Below are 14,753 nucleotides of genomic sequence, written 5' to 3'. Positions count from 1 at the left end.
TACGCCGCGACCCGGGAAAACGGTAAATGCTCATGTCACCTGGCTGACTTCCCGGCTCGCGCTGCGCTTAGCCGGGCTACCTGGACAGCACGCGTAGCTCCCTCTCGGAGAAAACCGGCTGGCCCCGGGAAACCGGCTACCACGATTAAGGACAACCATGCTACATCTCGGTTTAGACATCGGCGGCACCAAAATGGAAGCCGTCCTGCTCAACGCGGCGGGCGAATGCGTCTATCGCCAGCGCCGTCCGACGCATAAAGAGAGCTACGACGCGTTTATGCAGCAGCTGCTCGGGCTAATTGAGAGCGTCCGCGCCTGGAGCGAGCGTCCGTTTACCCTTGGTATCGGCCTGCCGGGGGCTATCGACCCACAAAGCGGCCTGATTAAAAACTGTAACTGTCTGGTGCTTAACGGCCACGACCTGCGTCATGACCTGATACGGGAGCTCGGCCAGCCGGTATGGATGGCGAACGATGCCGACTGCTTCACCCTCTCTGAGGCGGTGGACGGCGCGGGCGCGGGGGCGATGACCGTTTTCGGCGTTATCATCGGCACCGGCTGCGGCGGCGGCGTTGCGGTGAACCAACAGCTGCTCAGCGGGCCTAACGCCATCGCTGGCGAATGGGGACACAATCCCCTGCCGGGCTACTGCCCCGATCGCGACGGCCCGGCACAGCCCTGCTACTGCGGAAAAGAGAACTGCATCGAAAGCTTTATTTCCGGCACCGGCTTTGCCCGCCGCTACGGCGCGCAGGCGCGATCCGAAGCGATTATCGCCGCCGCGCAAAACGGCGATCCCCAGGCGCTGGCCCACTGGCGGCATTTTATCGACGCTTTCGCCCGCAGCCTGGCGTCGGTAATCAATATCCTCGATCCGCAGGTGATTGTGCTGGGCGGCGGGCTCTCCAACGTCGGGCAAATCTATGAGCAACTGCCGTCGGCGATCGTCCCGTATCTCTTCTCCGATAGCTGCCGAACGCAGATCAAACAGGCCCGCTTCGGTGACGCCAGTGGCGTGCGCGGCGCGGCCTGGCTGCCGGTTCTGGCCGATGCTGAAGCCGGTCGGCGGTAGACACTTTTTTCAGCAGGTATGCTAAGCTAGGCGAAAATATTCAGACAGAAAATGCCATGCCAACCATTGATGATGTTTCAAGATTAGCGAATGTCTCCCGAGCGACGGTATCCCGCGTGCTGACCGGCACGCGGGGCGTGCGCGAAGAGAGCCGGGAAGCGGTGCTGCGCGCGGTAGAGGAACTGAACTACCGCCCGAGCTTTGCCGCGCAAAACCTCGCCAGTCAGACATCCAATCACGTGGGGCTGGTGATCCCGGCGAACGATGACAGCAGCGGCGCGCGCCTGCTACCGATGCTCTCGCTTGCGCTGAAGGGGCTGAATAAAAACCTGATTGTTCAGTACGTGACGGATGCGGCGGAACAGGCGGCGGTCGTCGACGATTTACAGCGCCAGTGCGTGGCGGTGGTGGTGCTCGGCGCCGTCCCGGCGGATGCGCCGCGCAACGTGATCTCCTTTGACCGCTTCAGCATTGCCGGGGTCAATAATCAGGGCTACGACTACGCTTTTGCCACCGAGAGCGCCTGCCGCTACGTGATCGGCAAGGGCCATCGCAATATCGCGCTGCTCGTTGATAACGACAGCGATGACGCCAGCCGCCAGATGCTCGAAGGCTATCGCAACGTCCTGCAAAACTACTCCATCCCTTTTAACCGGCAGCTGATGCTGGCGGCCAACGATAACGTTGAACAGGCGCTGCTGACGCTGATTAACAGCTTCAGCAAATACTCGGTGATTATCGTGAAACGGGACCGCTACGCCGCCGAAGCGATGCGCCTGCTGCGCGAGTTCAACGTTGCCGTACCGCAGGAGGTCTCGCTGCTGAGCCTGGAAGATTCTCCCCTTGCCTCGCTGCTCAATCCGCCGCTGACGTGCATCTCCTGGCCGCTGGAGCAGCTGATGGAGAACTGCCTGCAGCGTATCCGCAACCTGATTGACGAGCGCCCCACCTTCTCTCCCGAAGGGCGTACGCTGGCGGGCCGCCTGATCCCCCGCCAGTCGGTGGCCGATCTCTCCTGATTTCAGCGTCCGGCCTTCCGCGTGGCCGGGCCTTTTTCTCTCCCGCCGCGGGTTCGCACGCTAATCATTCGCCTTACATCTAAATAAGAATTATTTTCATTTATAAATAGCTTGTGCTATATAACATAGCAATGGCTATAAATGATGATTAATTAACCGCAACGTTGTGAGGGACCTTATGCTGCACCTGCCACCCCTGAAGCATCTGATGTTTGCCGCCACGCTGGCGCTGCTGGCCGTCGCCCCCGTCCAGGCAAAAGAGAAATTTAAAGTGATTACCACCTTCACGGTGATCGCCGACATGGCGCAAAACGTTGCGGGCGACGCCGCCGACGTCAGCTCCATCACCAAACCGGGAGCCGAGATCCACGAATATCAGCCAACGCCCGGCGATATCAAACGCGCGCAGGGCGCACAGCTGATCCTCGCCAACGGCCTGAACCTTGAACTGTGGTTCGCCCGCTTTTATCAGCACCTGAACGGCGTACCGGAAGTGGTGGTCAGCAACGGCATTCAGCCGATGGGCATCAGCGAGGGGCCGTATAACGGTAAGCCCAACCCGCACGCGTGGATGTCGGCCGACAATGCGCTGATCTATGTCGATAACATTCGCGACGCGCTGGTGAAGTACGATCCTGAAAATGCCGACGCCTATCGCCATAACGCTGAGACCTATAAAGAGAAGATCCGCCAGTCCATGGCGCCGCTGAAGGCGGAACTGGCGAAGCTACCGCAGGATAAGCGCTGGCTGGTAACCAGCGAGGGGGCGTTCTCCTATCTGGCCCGCGATAACGGCCTGCAGGAGCTCTATCTGTGGCCGATCAACGCCGACCAGCAGGGCACGCCGCAGCAGGTGCGGAAAACCATCGACACCATGAAGAAAGCGCATATCCCGACTATCTTTAGCGAAAGCACCATTTCCGATAAACCGGCGCGTCAGGTGGCAAGAGAAGCCGGCGCCCACTATGGCGGCGTCCTGTACGTCGACTCCCTGAGCGCCGCCGATGGCCCGGTGCCGACCTATCTCGACCTGCTGCGCGTCACCACCCAAACCATCGTCCAGGGCATCAACGACGGACTAAGGAAACAGGCATGAGTCACGAGCTACCGGGTCTCGCGGTCAACAATGTCAGCGTGACCTATCGCAACGGTCATACTGCCTTGCGCGACGCCTCGTTCCGCGTGCCGCGCAGCGCCATCGCCGCGCTGGTCGGGGTGAACGGTTCGGGCAAATCGACGCTGTTTAAAGCGCTGATGGGCTTTGTACGCGTCGGTAAAGGCGATATCGCGATCCTCGGCCAGCCGGTTAACCGCGCCCTGCGGCAGAACCTCGTCGCCTACGTTCCGCAGGCGGAAGAGGTGGACTGGTCTTTCCCGGTGCTGGTGGAAGATGTGGTGATGATGGGGCGCTACGGCCATATGGGCTGGCTGCGGCGGGCTAAAGCGCGCGACCATGAGATTGTCGATGCCGCCCTGGCGCGAGTCGGCATGAGCGAGTACCGGCAGCGCCAGATCGGCGAGCTCTCCGGCGGGCAGAAAAAGCGCGTGTTTCTGGCCCGCGCTATCGCTCAGCAGGGAAAAGTTATTCTGCTGGATGAACCCTTCACCGGCGTCGACGTGCAGACCGAAGCGCGCATCATCGAGCTGCTGCGGGAGCTGCGCGACGAAGGCTGCACCATGCTGGTTTCCACCCACAACCTCGGCTCGGTGAGCGAGTTCTGCGACTACACGGTGATGGTCAAAGGCACCGTGCTGGCCAGCGGCCCGACGGAAAGCACCTTTACCGCCGAAAACCTCGAACTGGCTTTTAGCGGCGTGCTGCGCCACGTGGTGCTGAGCGGCGCGGAAGAGAGGATTATTACCGACGATGAGCGGCCGTTTATCAGCCGCCGGGCGGCGGGAGGCGAAAGATGAGCTGGCTGCTGGAGCCGTTTGGTTATCAATATATGCTGAACGCGATGTGGGTTTCAGCGCTGGTGGGCGGAGTGTGCGCGTTTCTCTCCTGCTACCTGATGCTCAAAGGCTGGTCGCTGATTGGCGATGCCCTCTCCCACTCTATCGTGCCGGGCGTAGCGGGCGCTTATATGCTCGGCCTGCCTTTCGCGCTGGGGGCGTTTCTTTCCGGCGGGCTGGCGGCGGGCAGCATGCTGTTTCTTAACCAGCGTTCGAAGTTGAAGGAAGATGCAATTATCGGCCTGATCTTCTCCTCTTTTTTCGGTATCGGCCTGTTTATGGTGTCGCTGAACCCGACCTCGGTGAATATCCAGACCATTATTCTCGGCAATATTCTGGCTATTGCTCCAGAGGATATTATTCAGCTGGCGGCAATTGGCTTTATTTCGATGGCGATTCTGCTGCTGAAGTGGAAAGACCTGATGGTGACCTTTTTCGATGAGAATCACGCCCGCTCGATTGGCCTCAACACCAGCGGGCTGAAGCTGCTGTTCTTTACCCTGCTGGCGGCCTGTACCGTGGCGGCGCTGCAAACCGTCGGCGCGTTTCTGGTGATTTGCCTGGTGGTGACGCCCGGCGCCACCGCCTGGCTGTTGACCGACCGCTTCCCGCGCCTGCTGGCGATTGCCGTCGCGATTGGCAGCCTGACCAGCTTTTTCGGCGCGTGGCTGAGCTACTATCTGGACGGGGCGACCGGCGGAATTATCGTCGTCGCCCAGACGCTGCTGTTTTTAGCCGCGTTCGTTTTCGCGCCGAAGCACGGCCTGCTCGCCAGCCGTCGCCGCGCCAGGGAGGCCTCATGCTGAGCGCGCTGCTTGAACCTTTCCAGTTCTCCTTTATGGTCAACGCCATGCTGGTGGCGGCGATCGTTGCCATCCCCTGCGCGCTGCTGTCGGTGTTTTTGGTACTCAAGGGCTGGGCGCTGATGGGCGATGCCATGAGCCACGCGGTTTTTCCGGGCGTGGTGGTGGCGTATATCCTCGGTATCCCCTTCGCCATCGGCGCGTTTATCGCCGGGCTGTTCTGCGCCATCGCCACCGGTTATCTCGACGATAACAGCCGCATTAAGCGCGATACCCTCATGGGCATCGTATTTTCCGGGATGTTTGGCGCAGGCCTGGTGCTGTACGTGTCGATTCAGTCGGAGGTCCATCTCGATCATATTCTGTTTGGCGACATGCTGGGTATTTCCGCCAGCGATATTGTACAAACGTCGCTGATTGCGCTGGCGATTGCGCTGATAATCGGGCTTAAGTGGCGTGATTTTCTGCTGCACGCCTTTGATCCGCAGCAGGCGAAGGCCAGCGGATTGCGCTGCGGGCTGCTGCATTATGGGCTGCTGTGCATGATTGCGCTGACCATCGTGGCGACGCTGAAAGCGGTGGGGATCATTTTGTCGATTTCGCTGCTGATAGCGCCGGGGGCGATTGCTCTGCTGCTGACCCGGCGTTTTGTCAGCGCCCTGCTGCTGGCGGTGGCGATGGCATTAAGCTGTTCGCTGGGCGGCGTGTGGCTGTCGTTTTATCTCGACAGCGCGCCGGCGCCGACCATTGTGGTGTTGTTTACCGCCCTGTTCGTTATCGCATTTGTCTGGACCTCGGTTCGCGATAGTCAAACCACGGCCCGTTCCGGCGAGGCCCCGGGTCGCGGCTGACGCCTTACCCGGGCTACAGACCGCGCGAATTGTAGCCCGGCTAAGCGCAGCGCGAGCCGGGGAGTTTATTGCGGCTTTTTGGGCCGATACTTTTCCGGTAACTCCGGTACCGGGCGTTTGTCATCGATCAGGTGGCGAATTGTCAGAATCGGGTGCCGCCAGAGCATCCTCGGCCCTGCCCAGCGCATAATCCGCTTCATCTCTTCGCGTTTTGCGGGCTGGTAGCAGTGCACCGGGCACTGCTTGCAGGCGGGCTTCTCTTCGCCAAAGACGCATTTATCCAGCCGCTTGTCGGCATAGGCGTTGAGCGCCTGATAGTGTTCGGTATCGTCGCGGGCCTCCGGGCAGCGGCGCTGATAGAGCGCGATCATGCTGCTAATGGTCTTTTTTTCCCGCGCAATACGTTTGCCTGCCATCGCCTGTTCCTCCCGAAAAAGATGCATTCATAATACACATTCAGAGAGAGCGATGCAGCCACATACTCCCTGAGGATTATGCCGGTTTGTCCACGTGCCCCAGCGATTTTTCCGGGAAGCAAACGTCGCGCACCCGGCGCTTGAGCTCAGCCGCGTCAGGGAAACCGCCATCCTGCTTGCGCTCCCAGATTTGCACATCATCAACGGCTACCACGAAGATCCCGCCGGTTCCCGGAATCAGCGTGACCGAAGCAATGTCGGTGCTAAAGCTGTGCAGCAGTTCCTGGGCCATCCAGCTGGCGCGCAGCATCCAGTTGCACTGCGAACAGTAGGTGATGGTAATCGCGGCTTTGTGGCTCATCGGCTTCTCGCTGTCGGTAAAAGGGCAAATTGTAAACAACTTGCAGATTAATTGAAGATAACATGATTATTTTGTTGCAAACGATAATACCTATCATTACCATTCGCAATCAATAAGCATGGAGAAAAAACGTCCAGTAACGGAATAACCGGACACACCTGCACTCTGGAAGTAACGCGTGAGCCAATACTCAAAACCTATCCCAGTAGGCGTCATTGGCGCAGACAGTTTGAACACGGCCAGCGCGGAAGAACCGCAGCGTACACGTAGTACGTGAGGATTATTCGCTACGCTCCCCCTTCGTGCCGCCCTGAAGGCGTTCAAAACTCTATGAGTTTTGTCTGAGCACTGCCCAGGTTCAAAATGGCAAGCAAAATAGCCCTAATGAGATAGGTTCTAATAATTATTAAGGCGTGGCTACTATGTATAACTCCACTCAATCAACAGCATGGTTCAAGAAAAGCCTGCTGGTGACTTCTTTGCTTACAGCAATTTATCAGACTTCCGCCGGGGCGGCTGATACCACCGCGAAAACCACCAGCAGCGCATCGACTGATGACAGCTCGGAACGGATGACCGTTACCGCGCCGGCGCCGTTGCTGAAAGCGGGCAGCGAACATTCGATCGGCGCTCAGGAGCTGCAGGATAAAGGGGCCAACGACTTTGGCTCCATCATGCGCTACGAGCCGCTCATTAGCGCCACCGGCGCCAGCGGCGGTTCCGGCAACGGCAAAAGCGGCTTCGACCGCGGCGGCTATACCGGCTACAACATACGCGGCATGGAGAGCAACCGCGTCGGGATCGACGTCGACGGTATCGCCCAGCCGAACGCCACCGGGCGCAGCTACGCCAGCCGCGCGGGCCTCAATACCTTCGGTATGGGCCGCGACTACATTGACCCCTACATGTACGGCAGCATCGATATTCAGTCCGGGGCGACATCAACCGATACCGCCAACAGCGCCATCGGCGGCAACGTCTCTTTCCGTCCGAAATCCGCGGATGACTACCTGCATCCGGGCAAAACCAGCGCCTTCGGCTACCGCAGCGGCTATGACTCATCCGATCGCAGCTGGCACAACGGCGTCACCGTTGCCGGCGGCGACGAGACCCTGCGCGGGATCTTCGTCTACAGCCGTCGCGACGGTCAGGAGACGGAGAATAACAGCGGGACCGTTGATTCCTATCCGGCAAACTGGCACTCCAACGCCTTTATGGCCTCGGGGATCTGGCAGCCGAATGACGAACATAAGCTCACCAGCACCTTCGATTATTACCATAAAACGAACCACACGCATTATGACGCCTGGGACTCCAGCGGCAACAGCGTTATCGGCACGTCAAACCAGACCAGCCAGACCCGCCGCTGGGGACTGAGCCTGAAGGACGACTGGACGCCGATGAACGACTATATCGACAGCGTATCGACCAAGGTCTACTACCAGCATACCGAGGCCCATGACTGGACCTATATGCCGGACAGCGTCACCCGCGCAATGCAAACGGTGAGCTCCGACTACGATACCGACACCTGGGGCATTCAGAGCGCGCTGGCGAAATCGATAGGCCGCCACGATCTGAGCGCCGGTTTTAACGCCAGCACCACCAAAACCCAGCGTCCGTTAACCCAGTCGCCCACCCCGAGCGCCTTTAGCCAGATCATGCAACCGGACGCCGACAGCCGCGGCTATATCGTCGCCGGCTTCCTGCAGGACAAAATTAATTTCGACCTCGACGAGCATAACTTTGCGGTTATCCCGGGCATTCGCGTGATGCATCAGTCGACCAGGCCGGAGAACGTCTCCGATCTGGCAAACAATAGCAGCGTGCTGACCGGTTCCGACGTGTCAAATCTGTACGGTAAGAACGCTGATACCCAGGCGCTGCCGTCGCTGGTCTTGCAGTACGATATCACCCCGCGCCTGATGACCTATCTGCAGTATCAGCGCGGCGCGCAGTTCCCGAACGCCAGCCAGCTGTACGGTTCGTGGAACCTCGGCTCCAGCTACGCCGGACGCGGCCAGTATGCGCTGATCGGCAACACCGATCTGAAAACCGAAACCAGCGATAACGTTGAGTGGGGGATGAAGGGCGAAGTGGCGGAAGGCATCACCATGCGCACCGCGCTGTTCTACAACACCTATAAGAACTTTATCGCCTATACGCGCTACACCCGCGCCAATAATCCGGCGCAGTTCACTAACGTACCGTCGAACATCTACACCATTTACCAGGCGGAAAACCGCGATAAAGCGTATATCTACGGCGGCGAAATCAGCGCTAAATTCAACTTTGGCAGCTGGTTTGAAGAAGTTAATGGCCTGAGCGCCACCCTCGCTTACGGCTATAGTGAAGGGCAATCGAAATCCAGCTACAGCGGCGATAAGTACGTCGACCTTGATAGCGTCGCGCCAATGAAAGCCATCGTCGGCGTGGCGTGGGACGATCCGGCAAAAGTGTACGGCACCGCGCTGACCGCCACCTTTGTTAAGGGCAAGCGCGCCACCGCCACCAACCGTGAAAGCTATACCAACTCCGGCTCCGCGATTACCGATTCGACCAGCGAATATATGCGCGTTCCGGGCTACGGCATGCTGGACTGGACCGCGTACTGGCAAGTCGCGAAGAACGTGCGCGTCAACGGCGGCGTATACAACATTACCGACCGTAAATACTGGGATTATCTGAGCAGCCGCAATATCGAAACGGCGACGAATCAGGACGCCAACGACAGAGCGCTGGCGGTGATGCCTGGCCGCACTTGGCAGTTGGGCGTTAACGTCGATTTCTGACCGGCCAATAATAAGAAACCTGCTCCCCGGCCGCGCGCCGGGGAAACTCATCGTAGAGAAGGATGTGAATTATGCACAACACCCAAGCGCAACATCTCCCGCTGTGGCAGCGCTATCTTGCCACGAAAGCGCAATCTTCCGCGAAATACGCCCGGGATATCGCCGCCGAAATGGGGATTAGTGAAGCCGAACTGACCGAAGCCCGCCAGGGCTACGATGCCGTACGTCTGCGGGACGATGCCCGCGCCATTCTGACGGCGCTCGAAGCCGTGGGGGAAACCAAATGCATCTGCCGCAACGAATACGCAGTGCATGAGCAGGTTGGCGAATTTACGCATCAGCATCTGAGCGGCCACGCCGGGCTGGTGCTCAACCCGCGCGCCCTCGATCTGCGCCTGTTTCTCAGCCAGTGGGCCAGCGCTTTTCGCCTGAACGACAACGGCCGCCAGAGCATCCAGTTCTTCGATCCGCACGGCGACGCGCTGCTCAAGGTTTACACCACCGGGAATACCGACATGGCGGCCTGGGATGCGCTGATTGCCGAGCATACGCAGCAATCGCCTACCCCGCTGGCGATTCGCCCCGCCGCTCCGCTGAAATATGCTGATTCCGCCGACGGCGAGGCGCTGGAAAACGAATGGCGCGCCATGACCGACGTTCACCAGTTCTTCGGCCTGCTGAGAAAATATAACCTGTCGCGCCAGCAGGCTTTCCGCCTGGTCAGCGACGACCTCGCCTGCCGCATTGACACCCGGACGCTGCCGGGCCTGCTGGAAACCATCCGCCAGGATGGCAACGAGATCATGATTTTTGTCGGCAACCGCGGCTGCGTGCAGATCTTCACCGGCGCGCTGGAAAAGGTCGCCCCGATGCGCGGCTGGCTGAATATCTTCAACACCGCGTTTACCCTGCATCTGCGCGAGGAGAGCGTGGATGAGATCTGGGTGACCCGCAAACCGACCTCTGATGGCCACGTCACCAGCGTCGAGCTGTTCGCCAAAGACGGCACGCAGATCGCACAGCTGTTCGGTCAACGCAGCGAAGGCCACCCGGAGCAGGCGCAGTGGCGTGCGCAGGTCGATCGTTTGACCACCGAAGGGCTACTGGTATGAAGCGCTGGCTGATATTGCTTGCGGCGTTCCCGCTGTTGGCCAGCGCCGCCGCCGAGCGGATTGTGTCGCTCGGCGGCGACGTCACGGAAGTGGTTTATGCGCTTGATGCCCAGCAGCAACTGGTGGCGAAAGACAGCACCAGCACCTGGCCTGCCGCCGCGCAGAGCCTGGCGGATGTCGGCTATATCCGCCAGCTGAGCGCCGAGGGGATCCTCTCCCTGCGGCCGACGCTGGTGCTGGCCAGCGCCCAGGCGCAGCCCTCGCTGGTGCTGAAAAAGGTTGAAGAGAATAAGGTTAAGGTAATCAACGTACCGGGCGGCTACGACCTTCCGGCTATCGAGACAAAAATTGCCGTGATTGCCGACGCCCTTGGTAAGCAGAGCGAAGGTAACGCCCTGCGCCAGAAGGTTCATCAGCAGATTGCGCAAATTCCTTCCCAGCCCGTGAACAAGCGGGTGCTGTTTATTCTCAGCCACGGCGGTATGAATACCATGGTGGCCGGGAAACTAACCGCGGCGGATGGCGCAATCAGGGCGGCCGGGCTGCAAAATGCCATGCAGAGCTTCGACCATTATCGCAGCATGTCGCAGGAGGGCGTTATCGCAAGTAATCCGGACCTGGTGGTGATCTCCGCCGATGGGCTGAAAGGCATGGGCGGCGAAGCAGGGCTATGGAAGCTGCACGGGCTGGCGCAGACGCCTGCGGGACGCCATAAGCAGGTACTGGTGATAGATGATATGGCCCTGCTCGGCTTTAGTCCGCGCACTCCGCAGGCGGTGCTCGCGCTGCGGCAAAAAGCGGAGCAACTGCCCTGATGCGCTCCCGCCCTGCTCGTCATCTGTGGTTAATGACGCTGCTGCTGATTGTCCTGACGCTGCTCGCCACGACCCTGGGCGCCATGCGCCTGCCGTTGACCAGCCTGCTGCCCACCGGCGATGAGATCCTGAGGAACATCTGGCTGACCATTCGCCTGCCGCGTGTGCTGCTGGCGCTGCTGGTCGGCGCCGCGCTGGCGCTCTCCGGCTGCGTGATGCAGGGGCTGTTTCGCAACCCCCTCGCCGATCCGGGACTGTTAGGGATCAGCGGCGGCGCGGCGCTGGCGGTGGCCTGCTGGCTGGTGCTGCCCCTGTCGGTGCCGCTGATCGTGGCGCTATACGCGCCGATGCTGGCGGCGTTTATCGGCAGCACGGCGGTGATGGTGGTGATTTTTATCCTCAGCCGGGCGGGAGACGCCTCGCTGTCGCGCCTGCTGCTGGTCGGCATCGCCATTAACGCCCTGTGCGGCGCGCTGGTCGGAGTACTGGCGTGGATCAGCAACGATACTCAGCTGCGCCAGCTTTCCCTCTGGGGTATGGGTAGCCTCGGGCAGGCGGAATGGTCGACGCTGCTGGTGGCGGCCACGTTGATGATCCCGGCCTCCCTCGTGGTGTGGGCGATGGCTTCGCGGCTTAACCTGCTGCAGCTGGGCGATGAAGAGGCGCACTATCTGGGCGTCAACGTTCGCGCCCTGCAGCGGCTACTGCTGTTGTGCAGCGCATTGCTGGTAGCGTCGGCGGTGGCCATCAGCGGAATTATCGGCTTTATCGGCCTGGTCGTGCCGCATTTGATGCGGATGTGGCTGGGGCCGGACCATCGCGGCCTGGTCCCCGGTTCGCTGCTGTGCGGCGCGATACTACTGCTGCTGGCCGACACGCTGGCGCGCACCGTTGCCGCTCCCGCGGAGATGCCGGTCGGGCTATTGACCAGCGTACTTGGCGCGCCGTGGTTTCTGTGGCTGATTTTTCGTCGGGAGAAAGAGACGCATGGATAACCGCTATAGCGCGCGTTCGCTGTCGCTGCGTCTGGGTCACCGCCAGATTGTTAACAATGTCTCGCTCCAGCTCCGCGGCGGCGAGATGGCGGCGCTGATTGGCCCCAACGGCGCCGGTAAGTCGACCCTGCTGCGCCTGTTGACCGGTTTTTTAACCCCCGACGACGGCGAACGGCTGGTGGAAGGCCGCCCGCTGGAGAGTTGGTCGGCAGAGGCGCTGTCCCGTCGCCGGGCGGTGATGCTGCAGCGAACCCAGCTGCACGCCGACTGGCCGATCGAAACGGTTATCGCCATGGGCCGCTCGCCGTGGGGCGGCACGCCAAATGAGGAGATGATCCGCCGGGTAATGGAAGAGACCGGCTGCGATCATCTGGCCGGGAGACGCTACCCTTCCCTCTCCGGCGGCGAACAGCAGCGGGTGCAGCTGGCCCGCTGTCTGGCGCAGCTGTGGCGCGATGGCGCGCCCGAGGGCTGGCTGTTTCTCGATGAGCCCACTTCAGCGCTGGATCTCTATTACCAGCAGCACCTGCTGCGCTTGCTCAAACGCCTGACCCGCAGCCGCCGCCTGCACGTCTGCATAGTGCTGCACGACCTTAACCTCGCGGCGCTGTGGGCCGATCGGATTCTGCTGTTGCATCAGGGGAAACTGGTGGCGCAGGGCACGCCGCAGGAAGTGATCCAGCAGCCGATTATCAGCCGCTGGTACGGCGCGGAGGTCAGCACAGGCGAACATCCCGATGCGGCCGTTCCGCAGGTCTATCTGGCGCCGTGAGCCGAGGAAATGATTGTGCCGACGGCGGCTAACGCTCTGCCCGTCCTGTGAAAACGTTCCTTTATAAACAACGAAGCCGATACGTTTACCGGCTTCGTTGTGATTGGCAAATTAGAAGATCTGCCGATACAGCGCTTTAATCTCTTCCAGATTGGTATCGCGCGGATTGCCGCCGGTACATACGTCCGCCAGGGCCGCGGCGGCCAGAGCATCAATATCTTCTTCTTTCATGCCCACGTCGCGCAGACGCGCCGGAATATTCACGTCGCGATTCAGCTGCGCCACCGCCTCTATCGCCGCCTGTCGCGCTGCGTCAATCGGCATCGTTGCCGCCGACTGATTACCCAGTGCAACAGCGATATCACGATACTTCTCGCCGGTACATTCGGCGTTATAGGCCATGATATGCGGCAACAGCACCGCGTTGGCCACGCCGTGCGGCGTGCCGTAAAATGCGCCCAGCGGGTGGGCCATGCCGTGGACCAGCCCCAAACCGACGTTTGAGAAGCCCATCCCAGCAATATATTGCCCCAGCGCCATGCCTTCCGCGCCCTGCGCGTCGCCCTGTACCGAAGCGCGCAGCGAGCGGCCAATCACCTCAATGGCCTTCAGATGCAGCATGTCGGTGAGTTCCCATGCGCCTTTGGTAATGTAACCTTCGATCGCATGGGTCAGCGCATCGACGCCGGTCGCCGCTTTCAGGCTGGCAGGCATACTGGCCATCATTTCGGCGTCAATAATCGCCACCAACGGGATATCGTGCGGGTCATAGCAAACAAATTTGCGGCGGTTCTGGACATCGGTAATCACGTAGTTGATGGTCACTTCCGCCGCCGTACCGGCGGTGGTTGGGATCGCGATCATCGGTACGGCGGCGTTTTTGGTATCGGCCCCGCCTTCGAGACTGCGAACGTCGGCAAACTCGGGGTTATTAATAATGATGCCTATTGCTTTACAGGTATCCTGCGGTGATCCGCCGCCGATGGCGATCAGGTAGTCGGCGCCCGACTGCTTAAACGTCTCTACGCCCTGCTGCACAACCTCAATGGTGGGGTTCGGAACAACGTCATCAAAAATGCTGTAAGGCAGCCCGGCTCCGTCGAGAATAGCCAGGACTTTTGTCGCAACGTTAAAACGAATCAGATCCTTATCAGTGACCACCAGCGCTTTTTTGAAGCCGCGTTTTTTGACTTCATCGACAATACAGCGAATCGAGCCGGGACCAAAATAAGAGGTTTCGTTTAAAATCATTCTGTAAGCCATGCGTGCTTCCCTCAATCTGAGTGTTTGATAACCATAATATTTAGCCCTACAGTAACGTGACTGACGTAGCCGTTTTATTATTTAATATCAAATAACGCCCTAATTGCCCTACACGCAATCTCAGTAATTAACCCATCGCACATTTGCCATCAGCTTTGTCCAGCATACTGGACATCATCACCCGCAAATTTAATGACATCGCTAAACCTCACAACAATATAAGCTGGCAAAAGAACATTAACTCACGATGAATATTATTGAAGTTGATCACACTATTTCTCTTTTACCACCGGTATTTGTCCGTGTAGCAAAAAAGTCGTTTATACCGCGGCGCAAAATGAACAGGCTAGCGTCGCGCAGACGACACCGATATTTTATGCCCACGCTCTGCGATTATTCTGCACATCCGTTGCTTACTCCCCACCGCCTTATCCATACACTCCCGGCGTACGCCGCCGCAGATTGCACACCGCAAACTTAACACTTATTTAACAAAAAGGTTATTTATTCAACAAAAGCGGCTATCCCC

Annotated in this window: 14 protein-coding genes; 11 read left to right on the top strand and 3 right to left on the bottom strand. The window is 59.5% G+C overall.

Features of this window, described 5'->3' with window-relative positions; genetic code table 11:
* The first annotated feature begins 157 nt into the window (after window positions 1-157).
* From K7H21_RS05855 to sitD, 6 genes are all read left to right on the top strand, one after another.
* Window positions 158-1,072, top strand: a complete 915-nt coding sequence (locus K7H21_RS05855; RefSeq protein WP_004124157.1) for an ROK family protein — start codon at window positions 158-160, stop codon at window positions 1,070-1,072.
* Between the two features lie 56 nt (window positions 1,073-1,128).
* Window positions 1,129-2,091 (top strand): LacI family DNA-binding transcriptional regulator, encoded by a 963-nt coding sequence (locus tag K7H21_RS05850; protein WP_004124158.1) that lies wholly within the window; start codon window positions 1,129-1,131, stop codon window positions 2,089-2,091.
* A gap of 178 nt (window positions 2,092-2,269) precedes the next feature.
* Complete coding sequence (locus tag K7H21_RS05845) at window positions 2,270-3,187, top strand: metal ABC transporter substrate-binding protein (protein ID WP_195729252.1); 918 nt, start codon at window positions 2,270-2,272, stop codon at window positions 3,185-3,187.
* Window positions 3,184-4,005 carry a manganese/iron ABC transporter ATP-binding protein gene (locus tag K7H21_RS05840; RefSeq protein WP_004124160.1) on the top strand — a complete coding sequence of 274 codons (822 nt, stop codon included), beginning with the start codon at window positions 3,184-3,186 and terminating at the stop codon, window positions 4,003-4,005. The genes K7H21_RS05845 and K7H21_RS05840 overlap by 4 nt, the downstream gene beginning before the upstream one ends.
* The gene (sitC, locus tag K7H21_RS05835) at window positions 4,002-4,850 is read left to right on the top strand and encodes an iron/manganese ABC transporter permease subunit SitC (protein ID WP_004124162.1); all 849 of its coding nucleotides are present in this window, start codon (window positions 4,002-4,004) and stop codon (window positions 4,848-4,850) included. The genes K7H21_RS05840 and sitC overlap by 4 nt, the downstream gene beginning before the upstream one ends.
* Window positions 4,844-5,698 (top strand): iron/manganese ABC transporter permease subunit SitD, encoded by an 855-nt coding sequence (gene sitD / locus K7H21_RS05830; RefSeq protein ID WP_049112340.1) that lies wholly within the window; start codon window positions 4,844-4,846, stop codon window positions 5,696-5,698. Before sitC ends, sitD begins: the two co-directional genes overlap by 7 nt.
* A gap of 65 nt (window positions 5,699-5,763) precedes the next feature.
* Here sitD and K7H21_RS05825 read toward each other — a convergent pair whose 3' ends face one another.
* A complete protein-coding gene (locus tag K7H21_RS05825; protein WP_004124166.1) occupies window positions 5,764-6,114 on the bottom strand; it encodes a nitrous oxide-stimulated promoter family protein in 351 nt (116 codons plus the stop codon).
* A 76-nt stretch (window positions 6,115-6,190) separates the two neighbouring features.
* Window positions 6,191-6,475 carry an Rdx family protein gene (locus K7H21_RS05820; protein ID WP_004124173.1) on the bottom strand — a complete coding sequence of 95 codons (285 nt, stop codon included), beginning with the start codon at window positions 6,473-6,475 and terminating at the stop codon, window positions 6,191-6,193.
* 422 nt (window positions 6,476-6,897) lie between these two features.
* Between K7H21_RS05820 and K7H21_RS05815 the strand changes: the two genes are divergently transcribed.
* From K7H21_RS05815 to K7H21_RS05795, 5 genes are all read left to right on the top strand, one after another.
* A complete protein-coding gene (locus K7H21_RS05815; RefSeq protein WP_112166435.1) occupies window positions 6,898-9,267 on the top strand; it encodes a TonB-dependent receptor domain-containing protein in 2,370 nt (789 codons plus the stop codon).
* A 71-nt stretch (window positions 9,268-9,338) separates the two neighbouring features.
* Window positions 9,339-10,379: a hemin-degrading factor gene (locus K7H21_RS05810; protein WP_112166437.1), complete on the top strand. Its 1,041-nt coding sequence runs from the start codon at window positions 9,339-9,341 to the stop codon at window positions 10,377-10,379.
* Complete coding sequence (locus K7H21_RS05805) at window positions 10,376-11,194, top strand: heme/hemin ABC transporter substrate-binding protein (protein WP_223035648.1); 819 nt, start codon at window positions 10,376-10,378, stop codon at window positions 11,192-11,194. The genes K7H21_RS05810 and K7H21_RS05805 overlap by 4 nt, the downstream gene beginning before the upstream one ends.
* Window positions 11,194-12,189 (top strand): FecCD family ABC transporter permease, encoded by a 996-nt coding sequence (locus K7H21_RS05800; RefSeq protein ID WP_139529015.1) that lies wholly within the window; start codon window positions 11,194-11,196, stop codon window positions 12,187-12,189. The genes K7H21_RS05805 and K7H21_RS05800 overlap by 1 nt, the downstream gene beginning before the upstream one ends.
* Window positions 12,182-12,961 (top strand): heme ABC transporter ATP-binding protein, encoded by a 780-nt coding sequence (locus K7H21_RS05795; protein ID WP_142445180.1) that lies wholly within the window; start codon window positions 12,182-12,184, stop codon window positions 12,959-12,961. The genes K7H21_RS05800 and K7H21_RS05795 overlap by 8 nt, the downstream gene beginning before the upstream one ends.
* Window positions 12,962-13,072: 111 nt before the next feature.
* Here the strand turns inward: K7H21_RS05795 and fucO are convergent, their stop codons facing one another.
* Window positions 13,073-14,224 (bottom strand): lactaldehyde reductase, encoded by a 1,152-nt coding sequence (fucO, locus tag K7H21_RS05790; protein ID WP_087829831.1) that lies wholly within the window; start codon window positions 14,222-14,224, stop codon window positions 13,073-13,075.
* Window positions 14,225-14,753: the final 529 nt, after the last annotated feature.

The sequence above is a fragment of the Klebsiella sp. CTHL.F3a genome, assembly GCF_019890895.1.
Taxonomy (GTDB): Bacteria; Pseudomonadota; Gammaproteobacteria; order Enterobacterales; family Enterobacteriaceae; genus Klebsiella; species Klebsiella grimontii.
The sequence above is the reverse complement of the archived record's forward strand: the minus strand, read 5'-3'. Positions and strand labels throughout refer to the sequence as shown.

Coding starts and splice junctions, on each gene's coding strand:
- K7H21_RS05855 (WP_004124157.1), top strand. CDS start 158: ATGCTACATCTCGGTTTAGACATCGGCGGCACCAAAATGGAAGCCGTC.
- K7H21_RS05850 (WP_004124158.1), top strand. CDS start 1,129: ATGCCAACCATTGATGATGTTTCAAGATTAGCGAATGTCTCCCGAGCG.
- K7H21_RS05845 (WP_195729252.1), top strand. CDS start 2,270: ATGCTGCACCTGCCACCCCTGAAGCATCTGATGTTTGCCGCCACGCTG.
- K7H21_RS05840 (WP_004124160.1), top strand. CDS start 3,184: ATGAGTCACGAGCTACCGGGTCTCGCGGTCAACAATGTCAGCGTGACC.
- sitC (WP_004124162.1), top strand. CDS start 4,002: ATGAGCTGGCTGCTGGAGCCGTTTGGTTATCAATATATGCTGAACGCG.
- sitD (WP_049112340.1), top strand. CDS start 4,844: ATGCTGAGCGCGCTGCTTGAACCTTTCCAGTTCTCCTTTATGGTCAAC.
- K7H21_RS05825 (WP_004124166.1), bottom strand. CDS start 6,114: ATGGCAGGCAAACGTATTGCGCGGGAAAAAAAGACCATTAGCAGCATG.
- K7H21_RS05820 (WP_004124173.1), bottom strand. CDS start 6,475: ATGAGCCACAAAGCCGCGATTACCATCACCTACTGTTCGCAGTGCAAC.
- K7H21_RS05815 (WP_112166435.1), top strand. CDS start 6,898: ATGTATAACTCCACTCAATCAACAGCATGGTTCAAGAAAAGCCTGCTG.
- K7H21_RS05810 (WP_112166437.1), top strand. CDS start 9,339: ATGCACAACACCCAAGCGCAACATCTCCCGCTGTGGCAGCGCTATCTT.
- K7H21_RS05805 (WP_223035648.1), top strand. CDS start 10,376: ATGAAGCGCTGGCTGATATTGCTTGCGGCGTTCCCGCTGTTGGCCAGC.
- K7H21_RS05800 (WP_139529015.1), top strand. CDS start 11,194: ATGCGCTCCCGCCCTGCTCGTCATCTGTGGTTAATGACGCTGCTGCTG.
- K7H21_RS05795 (WP_142445180.1), top strand. CDS start 12,182: ATGGATAACCGCTATAGCGCGCGTTCGCTGTCGCTGCGTCTGGGTCAC.
- fucO (WP_087829831.1), bottom strand. CDS start 14,224: ATGGCTTACAGAATGATTTTAAACGAAACCTCTTATTTTGGTCCCGGC.